At 67.4% G+C, this 17202-nt stretch carries 19 protein-coding genes; all 19 read left to right on the top strand.

Features of this window, described 5'->3' with window-relative positions:
- The first annotated feature begins 28 nt into the window (after positions 1 to 28).
- The 19 genes from C513_RS0109270 to C513_RS0109180 all read left to right on the top strand — a co-directional run bounded on the left by C513_RS0109270 (position 29) and on the right by C513_RS0109180 (position 17188).
- On the top strand, positions 29 to 349 hold the full coding sequence (locus C513_RS0109270) for a hypothetical protein (protein WP_003050315.1): 321 nt from the start codon (positions 29 to 31) through the stop codon (positions 347 to 349).
- A gap of 89 nt (positions 350 to 438) precedes the next feature.
- Complete coding sequence (locus C513_RS0109265; protein WP_013520771.1) at positions 439 to 744, top strand: hypothetical protein; 306 nt, start codon at positions 439 to 441, stop codon at positions 742 to 744.
- Positions 745 to 876: 132 nt separating this feature from the next.
- Positions 877 to 3156 carry a helicase-related protein gene (locus C513_RS0109260; RefSeq protein WP_013520772.1) on the top strand — a complete coding sequence of 760 codons (2280 nt, stop codon included), beginning with the start codon at positions 877 to 879 and terminating at the stop codon, positions 3154 to 3156.
- A gap of 137 nt (positions 3157 to 3293) precedes the next feature.
- Positions 3294 to 3893, top strand: coding sequence for a PFGI-1 class ICE element type IV pilus protein PilL2 (gene pilL2 / locus C513_RS0109255; RefSeq protein ID WP_013520773.1), 600 nt, complete (start codon positions 3294 to 3296; stop codon positions 3891 to 3893).
- Positions 3890 to 4534 carry a hypothetical protein gene (locus tag C513_RS0109250; RefSeq protein WP_013520774.1) on the top strand — a complete coding sequence of 215 codons (645 nt, stop codon included), beginning with the start codon at positions 3890 to 3892 and terminating at the stop codon, positions 4532 to 4534. Before pilL2 ends, C513_RS0109250 begins: the two co-directional genes overlap by 4 nt.
- A 14-nt stretch (positions 4535 to 4548) precedes the next feature.
- Positions 4549 to 5274: a TIGR03759 family integrating conjugative element protein gene (locus tag C513_RS0109245; protein ID WP_013520775.1), complete on the top strand. Its 726-nt coding sequence runs from the start codon at positions 4549 to 4551 to the stop codon at positions 5272 to 5274.
- Positions 5256 to 5858 (top strand): transglycosylase SLT domain-containing protein, encoded by a 603-nt coding sequence (locus C513_RS0109240; RefSeq protein ID WP_013520776.1) that lies wholly within the window; start codon positions 5256 to 5258, stop codon positions 5856 to 5858. Before C513_RS0109245 ends, C513_RS0109240 begins: the two co-directional genes overlap by 19 nt.
- Positions 5855 to 6403 (top strand): integrating conjugative element protein, encoded by a 549-nt coding sequence (locus C513_RS0109235; protein ID WP_013520777.1) that lies wholly within the window; start codon positions 5855 to 5857, stop codon positions 6401 to 6403. Before C513_RS0109240 ends, C513_RS0109235 begins: the two co-directional genes overlap by 4 nt.
- A 4-nt stretch (positions 6404 to 6407) precedes the next feature.
- Positions 6408 to 8600 carry a type IV conjugative transfer system coupling protein TraD gene (traD, locus tag C513_RS0109230; protein WP_013520778.1) on the top strand — a complete coding sequence of 731 codons (2193 nt, stop codon included), beginning with the start codon at positions 6408 to 6410 and terminating at the stop codon, positions 8598 to 8600.
- On the top strand, positions 8597 to 9358 hold the full coding sequence (locus C513_RS0109225) for a TIGR03747 family integrating conjugative element membrane protein (RefSeq protein ID WP_013520779.1): 762 nt from the start codon (positions 8597 to 8599) through the stop codon (positions 9356 to 9358). The genes traD and C513_RS0109225 overlap by 4 nt, the downstream gene beginning before the upstream one ends.
- Positions 9359 to 9456: 98 nt before the next feature.
- A complete protein-coding gene (locus tag C513_RS0109220; RefSeq protein ID WP_018715752.1) occupies positions 9457 to 9840 on the top strand; it encodes an integrative conjugative element protein, RAQPRD family in 384 nt (127 codons plus the stop codon).
- Positions 9837 to 10070: a TIGR03758 family integrating conjugative element protein gene (locus C513_RS0109215; protein WP_013520781.1), complete on the top strand. Its 234-nt coding sequence runs from the start codon at positions 9837 to 9839 to the stop codon at positions 10068 to 10070. The genes C513_RS0109220 and C513_RS0109215 overlap by 4 nt, the downstream gene beginning before the upstream one ends.
- 16 nt (positions 10071 to 10086) lie before the next feature.
- Positions 10087 to 10446, top strand: coding sequence for a TIGR03745 family integrating conjugative element membrane protein (locus tag C513_RS0109210; protein WP_013520782.1), 360 nt, complete (start codon positions 10087 to 10089; stop codon positions 10444 to 10446).
- Positions 10447 to 10457: 11 nt separating this feature from the next.
- Positions 10458 to 10868 carry a TIGR03750 family conjugal transfer protein gene (locus C513_RS0109205; protein ID WP_013520783.1) on the top strand — a complete coding sequence of 137 codons (411 nt, stop codon included), beginning with the start codon at positions 10458 to 10460 and terminating at the stop codon, positions 10866 to 10868.
- Positions 10865 to 11557: a PFL_4703 family integrating conjugative element protein gene (locus C513_RS0109200; protein ID WP_013520784.1), complete on the top strand. Its 693-nt coding sequence runs from the start codon at positions 10865 to 10867 to the stop codon at positions 11555 to 11557. The genes C513_RS0109205 and C513_RS0109200 overlap by 4 nt, the downstream gene beginning before the upstream one ends.
- Positions 11554 to 12468, top strand: coding sequence for a TIGR03749 family integrating conjugative element protein (locus tag C513_RS0109195; protein WP_013520785.1), 915 nt, complete (start codon positions 11554 to 11556; stop codon positions 12466 to 12468). The genes C513_RS0109200 and C513_RS0109195 overlap by 4 nt, the downstream gene beginning before the upstream one ends.
- Complete coding sequence (locus C513_RS0109190; RefSeq protein WP_018715750.1) at positions 12458 to 13876, top strand: TIGR03752 family integrating conjugative element protein; 1419 nt, start codon at positions 12458 to 12460, stop codon at positions 13874 to 13876. Before C513_RS0109195 ends, C513_RS0109190 begins: the two co-directional genes overlap by 11 nt.
- Positions 13857 to 14306, top strand: a complete 450-nt coding sequence (locus tag C513_RS0109185) for a TIGR03751 family conjugal transfer lipoprotein (RefSeq protein ID WP_003050109.1) — start codon at positions 13857 to 13859, stop codon at positions 14304 to 14306. The genes C513_RS0109190 and C513_RS0109185 overlap by 20 nt, the downstream gene beginning before the upstream one ends.
- The gene (locus C513_RS0109180) at positions 14306 to 17188 is read left to right on the top strand and encodes a conjugative transfer ATPase (protein WP_003050106.1); all 2883 of its coding nucleotides are present in this window, start codon (positions 14306 to 14308) and stop codon (positions 17186 to 17188) included. Before C513_RS0109185 ends, C513_RS0109180 begins: the two co-directional genes overlap by 1 nt.
- The last annotated feature ends 14 nt before the right edge of the window (positions 17189 to 17202 follow it).

Genomic DNA, 17202 nt, shown 5'->3' with positions numbered 1-17202 from the left:
CGCTGCACTTCATCGAAGGAGAAACACCATGTTCCCCAATCCGTTCAAGCGGCCCGCGCCGCACAAGCAACCCTTGTTCGCACCGGCCTCGTTGCAGTTGAGCGAGAAGGTGCATTGGCTGGCCCGCCGAGGTCTCATCGACCCCTTGTCCTATGTGCAGCGCCACGTGCGCGGCGACTGGGGCGAGATCGACGAGGCCACCCGCCAGGCCAACGATGTCGCACTCGATCAGGACAACCTGATGATCTCCCAGTACCGGATCACGCCGGAACTGGTGTTGATCGTGAAGACCAGCGAAGACCACCAGACCACGGTGGTCCAGCTTCCCGAAGAGCGCGACCTGATCTGAAGGCACCGCCTCGTCATCCCATCCACCTGACGGAGCCACTTCACTCCGCCAGGGGTGTCGTGGCTCAATAACCTTTCAAGGAGGAGCCCATGGCATCACATCGCATCGAAACCTACTGCCAGAGGCTGGCGTTCCCCATCGGGGCGCTTATCTTCAGCAGAGCCGTTGACCACCTGGTCCGCGCAGGTCGGCTCGACCCGATCCCGTACTTCAGGCGCCACACCCGTGGCGACTGGGGAGACGTCAACGTCCAGCAATGGCAGGCCAACAGCACCGCGCTTCAATCAGGTGCTTCGCTGGAGTCGCACTACGTGATCCACCCAGGGCTGGCCATTCGCATCGTTACCGACGCGCAGCGCAGCGCCACCGTCATCGTGTTACCGTCCGAGGACTGAGCACGGTTCACCCGCAGGCCACCCAGGCCCGCACCTTCAACCTTCGGCCACGCGCCGATTCTCTTCCCACTCCGGGGCATGCCATTGCCCCGTTGGGGGTGGTGCATGCCCCATTTTCTTTGGAGCATCACCATGTCCCTCGATCTCGAAACCACTACCGCTGAAGCCACGCCCGTGCAGGGCGAACTGCTCGACGCGGAATCCAACCCTCTGACCCTGAGCCTTCAGGATTTCGTCGGCGAGTTCGGCGACGAACTGCTCGACGCCCTCAACAGCGCCAATCCGCCGGTCTATACCGGCCAACCGCAGGCGCACCGGCAAGTCATCGTCGCCAGCCTCAAGCGCAAGCTGTTCCCGGCCCAGGCCGAAGTCGTCCACGCTGCTGCCGAACTGCTGATCGACCGTGGCGAACGCGCCGCGATCGTCAACGGCGAGATGGGCTGCGGCAAGACGACCGTCGGCATCGCCACGGCCGCCGTCCTCAACGCCGAAGGCTACCGCCGCACCCTGGTGCTTTCGCCACCGCACCTTGTTTACAAGTGGCGGCGCGAGATCCAGGAGACGGTAGCGGGCGCCAAAGTGTGGGTGCTCAACGGGCCGGATACGCTCGTCAAGCTCATCAAGCTGCGTGAGCAGTTGGGTGTGCAGCCCACGGGTCAGGAGTTCTTCGTCCTGGGCCGCGTGAGGATGCGGATGGGCTTCCACTGGAAGCCCGTCTTCACCACGCGGCGCACCCGCCACGGCGACGTGGCAGCGTGCCCGGACTGCGGCACGGTCATCACCGACCTCGACGGCGAGCCGGTCAACCCGGTCGCGCTCGAAGCCGAGGAGTACCGCAGGAAGTGTGGCCATTGCGCTGCGCCCCTGTGGACGCTGATCCGCCCGAGAAGCCTGTCCGGCAGCGACCAATCCTCGGCCGTCCTCAAAGCCTTGAAGCGCATCCCGACCATCGGGGAAATCACCGCGCAGAAGCTCATGAAGCGCTTCGGTGATGGTTTCCTTGCCTCGATGTTGGGGGACAACGTGCATGAGTTCATCAACCTCATGGACGGCAACGGCGAGCTGGTGTTTTCCGACCGTCAGGCCACGCGCATGGAACGTGCGATGGCCAGCATGGAGTTTGGCTTCGGTGAGGGCGGCTACCAACCGTCCGAGTTTATCAAGAGATACCTTCCGCAAGGCACGTTCGACCTGCTCGTCGCCGACGAGGCCCATGAGTACAAGAACGGTGGCAGTGCCCAAGGCCAGGCCATGGGCGTGCTGGCGGCGAAGGCTCGCAAGACCTTGCTGCTGACCGGCACGCTGATGGGCGGCTATGGTGATGATCTCTTTCACCTGCTGTTCCGAGCCCTTCCGGGGCGGATGATCGAAGACGGCTACCGCCCGACCACGAGCGGCAGCATGACCTCGGCCGCGATGGCGTTCATGCGCGATCACGGGGTCTTGAAGGACATCTATTCCGAGAGCACCGGCACGGCGCACAAGACGGCCAAGGGCACCAAGGTATCGGTGCGCACGGTCAAGGCCCCGGGCTTCGGCCCCAAGGGCGTACTTCGTTGCATCCTGCCGTTCACGATCTTCCTCAAGCTCAAGGACATCGGCGGCAACGTCCTGCCGCCGTATGACGAGGAGTTCCGCGAAGTCGCGATGGACACGGCGCAAGCCGCGGCCTACCGCGATCTGGCGGGTCGGCTGACCGCGGAGCTGAAACAGGCTCTGGCGCGACGCGATACGACCTTGCTGGGTGTGGTCCTCAACGTGCTGCTGGCCTGGCCGGATTGCTGCTTCCGGTCGGAGACCGTGGTGCATCCGCGCACGCGCAACACCCTGGCGTTCGTCCCGGCTCAGTTCAACGAGTTCGAGATCAGCCCCAAGGAGCGTGAGCTGATCGACATCTGCAAAGAGGAGAAGGCGCAGGGGCGCAAGGTCCTCGCCTACACGGTCTATACCGGCACGCGCGACACCACGTCGCGCCTGAAGGTGCTGCTGGAGCAGGAAGGTTTTCGGGTGGCAGTGCTGCGCGCAAGCGTGGATGCCAGTCGTCGCGAGGACTGGATCGCCGAGCAACTGGACCGTGGCATCGACGTGCTCATCACCAATCCCGAATTGGTCAAGACGGGATTGGACCTGTTGGACTTCCCGACGATTGTGTTCATGCAGTCTGGCTACAACGTCTATAGCCTTCAACAGGCGGCACGCCGCTCCTGGCGCATCGGGCAGAAACAGCACGTGCGCGTGATCTACCTCGGCTACGCTGCCACTTCGCAGATGACCTGCCTGGAGCTGATGGCCAAGAAGATCATGGTTTCGCAGTCCACCTCGGGCGACGTGCCCGAATCGGGGCTCGATGTCCTGAACCAGGACGGCGATTCCGTCGAGGTCGCACTGGCCCGGCAGCTTGTCGCCGCATGACACGTTCCACTTACGGCCCTTCGGGGCCGTTTTTTTTCCGCTCCCGGTAAATCGGGCGCTGCGTGGTTCGCATTGTTTGCTGCCGTTCGTGGCCAGAGCGGCGATGGTGAGGGCTCGATGTTTCAGGACGCCGAGCTATGTGCCCCTCTCCACCCTGGTTTCACCATCCCGAACGCCGCCTGCTGGCGGGATTTCTCGGCCTGCTGTGGTCGGTGCTGGCCGGTGGCTGCGCGACGACGACTGCGCCGGTCGCGCTCGACACCATCGAGGAAGTCTCGGCCGCGCCCGAACCCGAAGCGCCCGAGTACATCCCGGTCGTGCGCTACGCCCGCTACACACTGGTCGAACTGGCACCCATGGCAGCGCAGCGCGACCTGCTGTTGCAGACCATCGACGTGTCCATGCCCGAGGATGCACGCGCCACGGTCGGGGATGGGCTGCGGCACGTACTCAAACGCAGCGGCTACGGCCTGTGCCAGACCGCGCATGCCGTGATCGAACTGTACGCGCTGCCGCTGCCGGCGGCGCACCTGCATCTCGGTCCCATGACCTTGCGCGATGCACTGCTCACCCTGGCTGGGCCGGCCTGGGAACTGCACGCGGATGACCGCGCCCGACAGATTTGCTTCGACCGGCCCGGCGACCGCGTGGCCGTCGAACCCACGCCCGAGCCGAGCGCCGCCGATGCAGTGCAGACCTTCCCGCTGATGCCTTCCATTCCAGGAGGCCAGCCATGAATGCTCCGCAACCTTCGCGGCGCCCGACCGCCGCCGTGGTGGTGCAAAGCCTGCTCTGGCTCTGGCTGATCGGCCTCAGCGTCATCGTGGCGCTCGGCTACCTGGCGATGCGCGACCAAACCGACCAGGACCGGCTGGATTCACGCCTGCAACGCCTGGAAGCGCAGGCGACTGGCCTGGCCGAGACGATCGAGGCTATCCAGCAGCGTCCTGCCGTCGCAACGGCCGCTGACCTCAAAGATACCCGCCAAATCCTGGAAGCGCGCGCCGCCCAGGTGGAGAAGTCGCTGAACGGCTATGCCGCCGCCGACGATCTTCAGGCACTGCGCGCGGAGATCGAGCAGATCAAGACACGCCAGACCGCCGCGCGTGCCGCAGCGCCCGTCCAAGCACGCGCACCAAGCAAGCCCGCCGCCTCCAAGGCCGAACCGCCGCCACTGCCGTTCCGCGTCGTCGGCGCCGAACTGCGCGCCGGCCAGCGCAGCGTGTCGGTCGCGCCGACAGCCGGGGACCTCACACCCGACCAGCTTCAGGTGCTGCTGCCCGGTGATGCGGTCGGCCCATGGCGTTTGCAGGCGGTCGAGGGCAACACCGCGGTGTTCCAGGCCGGCGACCAGACGCGCCGCGTGGCGATCCCCTGACCGGAGCACACCCCATGAAGCCGTCGATCCTCCTTTCCGTACTCGTGCTGGCGTCGGTGCAGTGGCCCGCCTGGGCGCAGCAACCCGCCACGGCACCCGCGCGCAATGCACAGAGCCAGGAGCGCCCGCTGGCCGCCCGCGTGCTGGACGACCGGACGGCCAGCGAATGGGGTCTGCAACGGCAGGAATGGGAACGCTACCGCGAGCTGATGGACGGGCCGCTGGGTATCTACTCGCCCAACCTGGACCCGCTTTCCGCCCTGGGCATCGAGGCACGCACCGACGAAGAGCGGCGGCGCTACGCAGAACTGCAGGTGCAGGTCGAAGCGCGCCGCGTCGAGAAGCTGCTCGCCTACCAGCGCGCCTACGACGAAGCCTGGCAGCGTCTGAATCCGGGCATGCAGCGCGTGAACCTGCCTGATGACAAGCCGGGCGCTGTCGCCACGCGCGGCAGCGGCCGCATGGCGGTGTTCGTCAAGGACGGCTGCGCCGCCTGCGGGCAGCTCGTGCAGCGCCTGCAATCCTCGGGCGCGGAGTTCGACCTGTACATGGTGGGCAGCCGCCAGGACGACGCGCGCATTCGGGACTGGGCCAAGCGCGCGCAGATCGACCCGGCGCGCGTGCGGGCCGGCAGCATCACGCTCAACCACGACAGTGGCCGTTGGTTGGCGCTCGGCCTGTCCGGTGACTTGCCCGCCGCCGTGCGCGAGGTGAACGGCCAATGGCAGCGCCAGCCGTAGCCGCCCGCGTATCGCAGTTCTTGCGCGCACTGGTGCTCGCCGCTGGCCTGTACACCTGCACGGGCCATGCCCAGGAGGTTCCGCCACCGGCCTACCAGCTTGCCGCCCAGCGCGCAGGCATCCCCTCGACGGTGCTCTACGCCGTGGCCTTGCAGGAGAGCGGCCTCCGGCGCAACGGGCGCATCGTCCCATGGCCGTGGTCCCTCAACGTCGCCGGCCAGTCCCGCCGCTTCGCCACGCGGGCCGATGCCTGCGCCGGCCTGCAGCAGGCGATGCGCGCCACGCCGCACACGCGCATCGACGCGGGCCTGGGCCAGATCAACCTCGGCTACCACAAGCACCGCTTCACCAGCGCGTGCGACCTGCTGGACCCGTACCGCAACCTCGCCATCGCCGCCGAGATCCTGAAGGAGCAGCACACCTCCGGCGAGGACTGGCTGCTGGCGATCGGCCGCTACCACCGTCCTGCGGGTGGCGAGCCCGCCGCCCGCTATCGGCGCAGCGTGTCCCGCCACCTTGCCCGCGTGCAGGGCGCACGCCCAACCGCCGCGGTCCTCGCCGCGCGCCAGGAGACCTCCCCATGACGAAACCCCATCCGGCCCATCTCGCATTCACGGTCCTGCTCGTGCTGCTGGCAGGCCTGCCGCTGGCCTCGCGTGCCGGCGAGCCGCTGATCGTGGTCGAGGACCATGGCGGCACGTCGGCGCTGCCGTACTACGAGGCCCTGAACCTCCAGCCGCGCGCCAACGCGCCGGCCCGGCCACCCATCCCGACGCCCCGGGTTCCCGCCACGCCAGCGGACGAAGCCGCGATGCTGCCGGTGCGCAGCACCAAGCTCACGCCCGGCACCGTCGCGCGGCGCGTGATCGAAGCGCCCGGCCTGCGGCCGTTCGCGGTCATCGGCGACGACGAGGCTTCCCGGGCCTGGTTGCAGCGGCGCGGCGCGGCTTTGCGCGAACGCGGCGCGGTCGGCCTGGTGGTCAACGTCGAGACCGTGCAGGGCCTGGCACGGCTGCGTACCCTGGCGCCGGGCGTGCCCCTCGCGCCCGTGGCCGGAGACGACCTGGCCGATCGCCTGGGCCTGCGGCACTACCCGGCGCTGATCACGGCCACCGGCATCGAGCAATGAAGCCATGTCGGGGAAACAGCCGGTCGAGGTTCTGCTACGTCCAGCGGTGGAGCTATACACCGTCGCGGCGTGTGCAGGCGCCGCGTTTCTGTGCCTGGTGGCCCCATGGTCGCTCGCGCTGAGCCCAGCGATGGGCGTCGGCAGCGCGCTGGCGTTCGGCGCCTACGGCGCAATCCGCTATCGCGATGCCCGCGTCATCCTGCGCTACCGGCGCAACATCCGCCGCCTGCCGCGGTACGTGATGACGAGCAAGGACGTGCCGGTCAGCCAGCAGCGGCTGTTCGTGGGGCGCGGGTTCCTCTGGGAGCAGAAGCACACCCATAGGCTGATGCAGACGTACCGGCCGGAGTTTCGCCGGTACGTGGAGCCGACGCCGGCCTACCGGCTGGCGAGGCGCCTGGAGGAACGGCTGGAGTTCGCGCCGTTCCCGCTGTCCCGGCTGCCCGCGCTCACGGGCTGGGACGTGCCCATGAATCCGGTGCGCCCGCTGCCGCCGGTCGGCGGCCTGCCGCGGCTGCATGGCATCGAACCCGACGAGGTGGATGTCAGCCTGCCGCTGGGCGAGCGCGTCGGGCATTCGCTGGTGCTGGGCACCACGCGCGTGGGCAAGACGCGGCTCGCCGAGTTGTTCGTCACCCAGGACATCCGCCGCAAGAACGCCGCGGGCGAGCACGAGGTCGTGATCGTCATCGACCCCAAGGGGGATGCCGATCTCTTGAAGCGGATGTACGTCGAGGCCCAGCGCGCGGGCCGCGAAGGCGAGTTCTACATCTTCCACCTGGGCTGGCCGGAAATCAGCGCCCGCTACAACGCCGTGGGCCGCTTCGGCCGGATCTCGGAAGTGGCGACGCGCATCGCGGGGCAGCTCTCCGGCGAAGGCAACAGTGCCGCTTTCAGGGAGTTCGCGTGGCGGTTCGTCAACATCATCGCGCGCGCCTTGGTGGAACTGGGGCAGCGCCCGGACTACATGCTGATCCAGCGCCACGTCATCAACATCGACGCGCTGTTCATCGAGTACGCCCAGCACTATTTCGCCAAGACGGAGCCCAAGGCCTGGGAGGTGATCGTCCAGATCGAGGCCAAGCTCAACGAGAAGAACATCCCCAGGAACATGATCGGGCGCGAGAAGCGCGTCGTGGCGCTGGAGCAGTACCTCTCCCAGGCGCGCAACTACGACCCGGTGCTCGACGGCTTGCGCAGTGCCGTCCGCTACGACAAGACCTATTTCGACAAGATCGTCGCATCGCTGCTGCCGCTGCTGGAGAAGCTCACGAGCGGCAAGATCGCCCAGCTTCTGGCACCGAACTACTCCGACCTGGCCGACCCACGTCCGATCTTCGATTGGATGCAGGTCATCCGAAAGCGCGCCATCGTCTATGTGGGCCTGGATGCGCTCTCCGACGCCGAGGTCGCCGCCGCAGTCGGCAACTCGATGTTCAGCGATCTCGTGTCGGTCGCCGGCCACATCTACAAGCACGGGATCGACGACGGCCTGCCGGGTGCATCGGCCGGCGCGCGCGTGCCGATCAATGTCCATGCGGACGAATTCAATGAACTCATGGGTGACGAATTCGTGCCGCTGATCAACAAGGGCGGTGGTGCCGGGCTACAGGTTACCGCGTACACGCAGACCCTCTCGGACATCGAGGCCCGCATCGGCAACCGGGCCAAGGCCGGCCAGGTGATCGGAAATTTCAACAACCTGTTCATGCTCAGGGTCAGGGAGACCGCCACGGCCGAACTGCTGACCCGGCAGTTGCCGAAGGTCGAGGTCTATACGACCACCATCGTCTCGGGCGCCACCGACAGCTCGGACATCCGTGGGGCGACGGATTTCACGTCGAACACGCAGGACCGGATCAGCAGCACCAGCGTACCGATGATCGAGCCGTCGCATGTCGTCGGCCTGCCCAAAGGCCAATGCTTCGCGCTGCTGCAGGGCGGCCAGCTTTGGAAGGTGCGCATGCCGCTGCCGGCGCCGGACCCGGACGAAGTGATGCCGGCGGACTTGCAGCAACTCGCGGGGTACATGCGCCGGAGCTACAGCGAGGCCACGCAGTGGTGGGAGTTCACCAGTTCCCCGGCCTTGCAGGATGCGTCCTTGCCCGACGATCTGCTGGATGACGCCGCTCCGGCCGAGCCTGGCGCGGTGGTCACCGGCGCCGAGGACAGCGCAGGCAACGAGGCATCGCCATGAAGGATGCCGCCTCAACCGCGCAACGGGAGCAGAACCAGCGCCAGGGCCTGATCGTCGGCACCATCACCTTGCCGTTCCGGCTGCTCGGGGTGCTGATCGGCTCGCTGCTGTTCTCGATCGTGGTGGAGTGCGTCGGCATGCACTTGTTCTGGAAGGATCAAGGCTGGCGGCATTCCCAGCAGATGCTGCAGTACGAGCTGGGGCACCTGTCGAACCACTTCACGCGCAGCGTGGTCGTGCAGGAGCCAGGGCGTACAGCACACCAACTGGTGGATACCGGCTACGAATGGGTGTTCGTGCGCTCAGGCTTGCTGGAGCGCACGAGCCAGACCGCAGAGCGCGCCCGTGCGCCCAGCCAGGGCAAGAGCCAGGACGGCGTGCGCAACTTCCGCTACTACATCAGCCAGGTCTATGTCTGGGCCGAGAGCTACCTGATCGCCGCAGCCTTCACGACGCTCACGTTCCTGGTGCGCCTGCTGGTCCTGGTGCTCACGCTACCGCTGATCCTTACCGCGGCCTTCGTCGGCTTGATCGACGGGCTGGTGCGGCGCGACGTGCGCCGGTTCGGCGCGGGCCGCGAATCGGGCTTCATCTACCACCGTGCGAAAGCCTCGTTGATGCCGCTAGCCGTGCTGCCGTGGGTCACCTACCTCGCGCTGCCGATTTCGGTGCATCCGCTGGTGATTCTGCTGCCCAGCGCGGCCTTGCTGGGACTCGCGGTGAGCCTGACCGCGGGCAGCTTCAAAAAGTACCTCTAAGCCATCAATCCGGTCATCCGCAGGTTCCTATTGTTTGCGGCCTAAAACAGCCCTGATCTCCACGATCAACCCATTGCTGATCACACAGGAATGGCGCGATGGTGGCTTCGATCTGGCTGCGCGCCGCGCATCGCGGCGTGCCCAATTTTCTCGTGACGGCCCTCGTGCTGGGGCAGTCCCCGATGGCGTTGGCCGAGTCCCCGGCGCAGCGCCAGGAACTGATCGCCGCGCTGCGCCAGCTCGACGCGCTGGAGCGCACCGTCGCGGACAGCGCCGCGCATACCCCCATCACGCCGGGCGAGCGCTACCACTTCGACTACCCGAGGCTGTTGGCTGACCTGGCGCGCGTGCGCGCTGGCATCCGAGCCCCTCTCACACCGTCGCGCGCCCAGCCGCGCGACCCCTCCGAACTGGCCGGCGACTACCGCACCGAGCGGGCGTCCGAGCCGCTGCCGGCGACGACTGCGGAGGGCAAGCCATGAACGGCGCACAGGTCTCGGCATTTCAAGCCAACAGCGGCATCGCGCCTTCCGCGATGGCGACCGTCCTGGTCGGCGTCGTGTTCGCGGTCCTGCTCGTGTGGGGCGTCTGGGCCATCCGAACGGCCTACGTGGGGTGGTCCGAGAGCCGCCTCAACCAGCGCCAGTTCCTCGGTGTCTGCATCCGCTTCGTCGCGATGTACCTCGTCCTGACCTTCTTCCTCCTCTCCTGACCTGAAAGGCCTGACCATGCCAAACCGCATCCTCACTTCCCGTCTCGCCCAGCGGGCCGCCGTGGCCCTGGGCGCCACCGCGCTGCCGGCGCTGTCGTTCGCGCAAGGTCTGCCGCAGTTGGAGAACCCGACGCGCGGCACCGGCAACGGCATCATGGAGACGATCCGCAACTACGGCTACGACATCATCATGCTTGTGGCCCTGCTGGTGGTGGCGTCGATGTTTATCGGCGTCTGCTACCACGCCTACGGCACCTACGCGGAGATCCACACCGGCCGCAAGACGTGGGGCCAGTTCGGCCTCACGGTCGCCATCGGCGCCGTGCTGCTCGTGATCGGCATCTGGCTGCTCACCGAAGCCACCGGCATCCTGTAAGTGAGGTCGGTATGTCCGAGCAGCAGCACGTCCGTGCGGACGGGACCGTGACGTTCCTTCCGCATCGGCTCAACCGCCACCCCGTTGTCGTGCGCGGCCTCACCGCCGACGAGCTGTGGATCTGCTGCGGCTTGTCCGGCGCCGCCGGCCTGCTGGTCGGCGCGCCGTTGTCCTGGATGTTCCGCACGATCGCGCTGGCGCCGACGTTCGTTGTGCTGGGCGTGGCGCTGGGCGTGTTCATCGGCGGCGGCATCCTGCGGCGCCTGAAGCGCGGGCGCCCCGACACCTGGCTGTACCGGCAACTGCAATGGCGCATCGCCACGCGCCATCCGCTGATGGCGGGCTGGGTGGGCGGCCATGTGCTGATCTCGCGCTCCGGCTTCTGGACCACCCGCAGGTCTGCTTCAAGGGGTGCGCGATGAGCCGCTTCAAGAACGAGATCGCTCACCTGCAGGCGCACATCAAGACGCTTCGCCTGGGTGCCGGCGCGCTGGTCATCGTCGCCCTCGTGATGGGCGGCGGCTGGTGGAGCGCGCCACGCGATCTGACCATCCATGTCCCGCCCGACCTGCGCTCCGGCAGCACCCGGAAATGGTGGGAGGTGCCGCCCGAATCGGTCTATGCGTTCACGTTCTACGTGTTCCAGACCCTCAACCGTTGGCCCACGAATGGCGAGGAGGACTATGCCCGCAACCTCCACACGCTCTCGCCGTACCTCACGCCGTCCTGCCAGGCCTTCCTGCGCGCGGACTACGACTACCGCCGCAGCACGGGCGAGCTGCGCCAGCGCGTGCGCGGCATCTACGAAATCCCCGGCCGCGGCTACGGCGACGACCCTACGGCGCGCGTGCGCACGGTCTCCGATCGCGACTGGGTGGTGACGCTGGACATCACGGCGGACGAGTACTACGGCGCGGAGCAGGTAAAGCGCGCCCTGGTGCGCTACCCGGTGAAAGTCACCAAGGTGGACATCGACCCCGCACGCAACCCCTTCGGCCTGGCGCTCGACTGCTACGACGGCACGCCCCAGCGCATCAGCACCCCGGAACCGACGCGCCCGGCATCCGGCGGTCTGTCTCCGCACGCGCCTCAAGGAGGAAATACCCCATGAAGCACCCTGTACTCATGCTGCTGGGGCTGCTGGCCGTGGCTGCGTTCCCCGCCGCTCAGGCGGTGGAGATCCTGCGCTGGGAACGCATGCCGTTGGCGGTGCCGCTGAAGGTCGGCCAGGAGCGGATCGTGTTCATCGACCGCAACGTCCGCGTCGGAGTGCCTGCGGGCGTGGGCGAACGCCTGCGCGTACAGAGCGCAGGCGGCGCGGTGTACCTGCGCGCCAGCGAGCCAATCGAGCCCACGCGGCTGCAATTGCAGGACGCCGACACCGGCGCGCTGATCCTGCTGGACATTGCGGCCGAGGCGCCCAAGGACGGCGAAGCCGAACTGGAGCCGGTGCGCATCGTCGAGGACAGCAGCACTCCGGCTCGCTATGGCGATCAGTCCAACGGTGCCGAGGCCCCGGCGCGCGCCCAGGACCAGTCGGGTGCGCGGCCGGCGCGGCGCGAAACCCCCATCCCCGTGGTGCTGACCCGCTTCGCCGCGCAGAGCCTTTACGCGCCGCTGCGCACCGTGGAGCCACTGCCGGGCGTCATGCGCATCAACCTGCGCCGCGACATGGACCTCGGCACGCTGATGCCGACATTGCCCGTGCGCGCACTCGCGCTCGCGTCGTGGCGTCTGGAAGACCAATGGGTGACGGCCGTGCGCCTGACCAATACCAGCGCCGGCTGGGTCACGCTTGATCCGCGTGTGCTGCAGGGCGATTTCCTGACGGCGACCTTCCAGCATGAGGCGCTCGGGCCGCACGGCGTGCCCGAGGACACGACCGTCCTGTACCTGGTGACGCGCGGGCACGGCTTGGCGCAGTCGCTGCTGCCGGCCATTCACCGCTTCGACCCAGCCGTGCATCTGCCGCAGCCAGAAGCCGAAGCCACCGAACGCAAGGAGGCCGATCATGCGCAGTAACGGACTCCTGAAGTGGCTGATGATCCCCGTCGCCATCCTGGTGCTGTTCGTCGGCATCCGCCTGTTCTCGGGTGGAAGCACGTCGGCGCCGCCCGCTAGCGATGCCGGCGCCCAGCTCACGCCAGAAGAAATGAAGGCGTTGGGCATCGAAGGCGATACCCCGCGCGACACCGTGGCCACGCTCGTCGCCCAAGTGAAGCAGTTGCGCACCGAGCTTCAGACGGCGCTCTCGGACAACAAGTCCCAGCGCGAAGAGAACCAGCGCCTGCGTCAGCGCGAGAACTCGATCGACCAGCGCATCAACTCTGCGCTGGAGTCCGAGCGCTCCAACCTGCGGCGCGACCAGGAGCAGGCGGCCAGCACGCGCCAGCAGACCGAAGGGCTACTCGCCGACCTACAGCGGCGCCTGGACAGCATTGGTGAGCGCGGTGGCAGCCATGCCGATCTGCCCGTGGGCCTGGGGCTGCAGGGGGGCGACGAGGCCGGGATGGAAGGCGGCATGCGCTGGGTTGAACCGGATGACGCGAAGCCTGCCGAGGGACGCAACAGGGGGCGCGGCACGGCTGGCGGCATGAGCTTCCCGACGAGCTTCGGCCCCGAGCAGAGCACGTTGCAAACCACGGCGGAAACCGTGGCGAACGCCGGGGCACGCGCCGCGGGCGTCAAGACCGCAAAGCCCGTCTATACCGTCCCCACGAACTCCACGCTCATGGGCTCGGTGGCGATGACAGCGCTGATCGGGCGTGTGCCGATCGACGGCACCGTCAACGACCCGTACCCCTTCAAGGTGCTGGTGGGGCCGGACAACCTCACGGCGAACGGCATCGACATTCCCGATGTGGCCGGCGCCGTGTTCAGCGGCACCGCCTCGGGCGACTGGACGCTTTCTTGCGTGCGCGGCCAGGTGCGCAGCATCACGTTCGTCTTCAACGACGGCACGATTCGCACGATCCCCGAAGACCGCGAAGGAAACCAGCAGAACAACCAGCAGCGCGATGGCTTGGGCTGGATCAGCGATCCCCACGGCATTCCTTGCGTCAGCGGCGAGCGGCGCAGCAACGCCCAGCAGTACCTCGGCTCGCAGGCCCTGATCACCGCGGCCGGTGCCGGCGTGGCCTCGCTCATCGAGAGCGACAGCGGCCGCATGTCCTATGTCGGCTCGGACGGCTCCATCGGCACCGTGGGCATCAGCGGCCAGGAGGCGGTCGGCCAGATTCTGGCGGGCGGCGTGCGGGACATGTCGGCCTGGGTCAACAAGCTCTACGGCCAAGCGTTCGCCGCCGTCTATGTCCAGCCCGGCGCGAAGGTCGCCGTCCACCTCGAAAAGCCGCTCGCCATCGACTTCGATCCCGAAGGCCGCAAGGTCGATCACCGCACAGGAGAAAGCCATGCTCTCGAACTTGAATAGCTTGGCCCGTGGCCTGGCGCTGGTCCTCGCCGTCGCGGCGCTCGCCGGCTGCGCCACCAGCAAGGAAAAGCTGCTGACCCACGGTGACCGCACGATGATGGACATCTGGCAGCAGGAGGCCGGGGACGGCGGTGGCGCAGCCGGACGGAACGCCGGCGGCCAACTGCTCGATGCGCGCCAGAGCCTGCGTCGGCCGCTGACCGACGCCGATATGCAGGCCGCACCTGCCGAGCAGATGCGCTACACGCGCACCGCGCGCAACGAGGTCCATCGCCAGTTCCAGCGCCTGCCCAATCCCGATCTCGTGATGTACGTGTACCCGCACCTGGCCGGCACCGATCCCGTGCCGGTGCCCGGCTACACGACCGTCTTCCCGCTGTACCAGCGCATTCAGTACGCGATGCCGGGTGAGCGCGTGGAGGACTACTGATGCGCTGGAAACTTCCCTGGCCTAAGCCGGCCGCGCTGAAGCTGGCCGCATCCGGCGCTGGTGATGACGAGCAGCCGGACGGCTGGCAGCGCCACATTGAGGCCTTGCGCCAAGCCGGCATCCCCGAACCCGGCTCGGCAGTCCGGGGCCGCAAACCGGCGACGGAGGCCGACGAGCAGGCGCTGTACGAGGTCGCACCGTCCTTCGTGGAACTGCTGCCCTGGGTCGAGTTCTTGCCCGAGTCAAGGTCCATGTTGCTGGAGGACGGCCAATCGGTGGCGGCCTTCTTCGAGCTGGTGCCGCTGGGGACCGAGGGCCGGGAACCGGGCTGGCTTGCCCACGCCCGCGACGCCTTGGAGAACGCGCTGCAGGACAGCTTCGATGAGCTGGACGAGAACCCCTGGGTGCTCCAGCTCTATGCCCAGGACGAGCCGAGTTTCGACCAGTACATGCAGACCCTGCGTGACTACGTGCAGCCACGTGCCCGCGGGACAGCGTTCACCGAGTTCTACCTGCGCTTCTTCGGCCACCATCTGCGTGCGGTGGCCAAGCCCGGCGGCCTGTTCGAGGACACGGTGGTCACGCGGCTGCGCTGGCGCGGGCAGACGCGGCGCGTGCGCATGGTGGTCTATCGACGTGCCACCGGGCAGGCAAGCCGCCGCGGCCAGACGCCCGAGCAGATGCTGAACATCGTCTGCGACCGCCTGTGTGGCGGGCTGGCGAACGCCGGCATCCAGGCACGGCGCATGGTCGCAGCCGACGTCCACGACTGGCTGCTGCGGTGGCTCAATCCGCGCCCCGCGATGCTCGGGCCCAGTACAGAGGACCGGGAGCGCTTCTACGCACTGGCGCGCTACCCGGACGAGACTGAGGCCGGCGAGATCGAACTGGCGAGCGGGCGGGATTTCAGCCAGCGGCTGTTCTTCGGCCAGCCACGCTCCGACGTGGAGCACGGCACCTGGTACTTCGACGGCATGCCGCACCGTGTGCTGATCACCGACCGGCTGCGCATGCCGCCCGGCACGGGACATCTAACCGGCGAGACCCGCAAGGGCGATGCGATCAACACGCTGTTCGACCAGATGCCGGAAGACACCTTGCTTTGTCTCACGATGGTTGCCACGCCCCAGGATGTCCTGGAATCGGATCTGAACCACCTGGCGAAGAAGGCCGTGGGCGAGACGCTGGCGTCGGAGCAGACGCTCAAGGACGTGCATGAAGCCCGCTCGCTGATCGGCAGCGCGCACAAGCTCTACCGGGGCACGCTGGCGTTCTACCTGCGCGGGCGCGACGAGGCGGAACTGGATCGGCGCGGCCTGGACCTGGCGAACGTGATGCTCAACGCTGGTTTGCAGCCGGTGCGAGAGGATGATGAGGTGGCGCCGCTCAACAGCTACCTGCGCTGGCTGCCGTGCTGCTACAACCCCGGCAAGGATCGGCGCCGGTGGTACACGCAACTGATGTTCGCCCAGCACGCGGCAAACCTGTCGCCGGTGTGGGGCCGTGCCCAGGGTACGGGGCATCCAGGCATCACGATGTTCAACCGCGGCGGCGGGCCGATCACCTTCGATCCGCTCAATCGCCTGGACCGGCAGATGAACGCCCACCTGTTCCTGTTCGGCCCGACGGGTTCCGGCAAATCGGCCACGCTCAACAATCTGCTGAACCAGGTCACGGCCATTTATCGGCCGCGCCTCTTCATCGTGGAAGCCGGCAATAGCTTCGGCTTGTTCAGCGACTTCGCCAGGCGCCTGGGCCTGACCGTGAATCGGGTCAAGCTGGCCCCCGGATCGGGCATCAGCCTAGCGCCGTTCGCCGACGCGCGCCGGCTGATCGAAACGCCCAGCGATGTGCAAACGCTCGATGCCGATGCGCTGGACGAAGACCTGCCACCCGATGCCTCAGCCATGGAGGCGGACGAACAGCGCGACGTGCTGGGCGAACTGGAGATCACGGCGCGGCTGATGATCACTGGCGGCGAGGACAAGGAGGAAGCCAGGATGACGCGCGCCGACCGCTCGCTGATCCGCCAGTGCATCCTCGACGCCGCCGAGCACTGCGTGGCCGAGAAGCGCACGGTGCTCACGCGCGACGTGCGCAATGCGCTGCGCACCCGCGGCCAGGACCCGACGTTGCCCGAGATGCGGCGCGTGCGGCTGCTGGAGATGGCGGACGCGATGGACATGTTCTGCCAAGGCACGGACGGCGAGATGTTCGACCGCGACGGCACGCCGTGGCCCGAGGCCGACATCACGCTGGTGGATCTCGCGACCTATGCCCGTGAGGGCTACAACGCGCAGCTCTCGATCGCGTACATCAGCCTCATCAGCACGGTGAACAACATCGCGGAGCGTGACCAGTATCTCGGCCGCCCGATCATCAACGTGACCGACGAAGGCCACATCATCACGAAGAACCCGCTGCTCGCGCCGTATGTCGTGAAAATTACAAAAATGTGGCGCAAGTTGGGCGCCTGGTTCTGGCTGGCGACGCAAAACATCGACGATCTGCCGCGCGCCGCAGAGCCCATGCTCAACATGATCGAGTGGTGGATCTGCCTGTCGATGCCGCCGGACGAGGTGGAGAAGATCGCACGATTCCGCGAACTCTCGCCGGCGCAGAAGGCGCTGATGCTTTCGGCACGCAAGGAAGCGGGCAAGTTCACCGAGGGCGTCATCCTCTCCAAGAGCATGGAGGTGCTCTTCCGCGCCGTGCCGCCGAGCCTGTATCTCGCGCTCGCGCAGACCGAACCCGAAGAGAAGGCCGAGCGCTACCAGCTCATGCAGCAGCACGGCGTCAGCGAGTTGGATGCCGCCTTCAAGGTGGCCGAGAAGATCGACCGGGCACGCGGCATCGAGTCGCCGGCCCTGGCCCTGCCCTGAATCTGCCGTGCACC

Origin of the sequence: Allobrachymonas chironomi DSM 19884 (assembly GCF_000374625.1) — a bacterium.
In the GTDB taxonomy this organism is placed as follows: Bacteria; Pseudomonadota; Gammaproteobacteria; order Burkholderiales; family Burkholderiaceae_C; genus Brachymonas; species Brachymonas chironomi.
The sequence above is the reverse complement of the archived record's forward strand: the minus strand, read 5'-3'. Positions and strand labels throughout refer to the sequence as shown.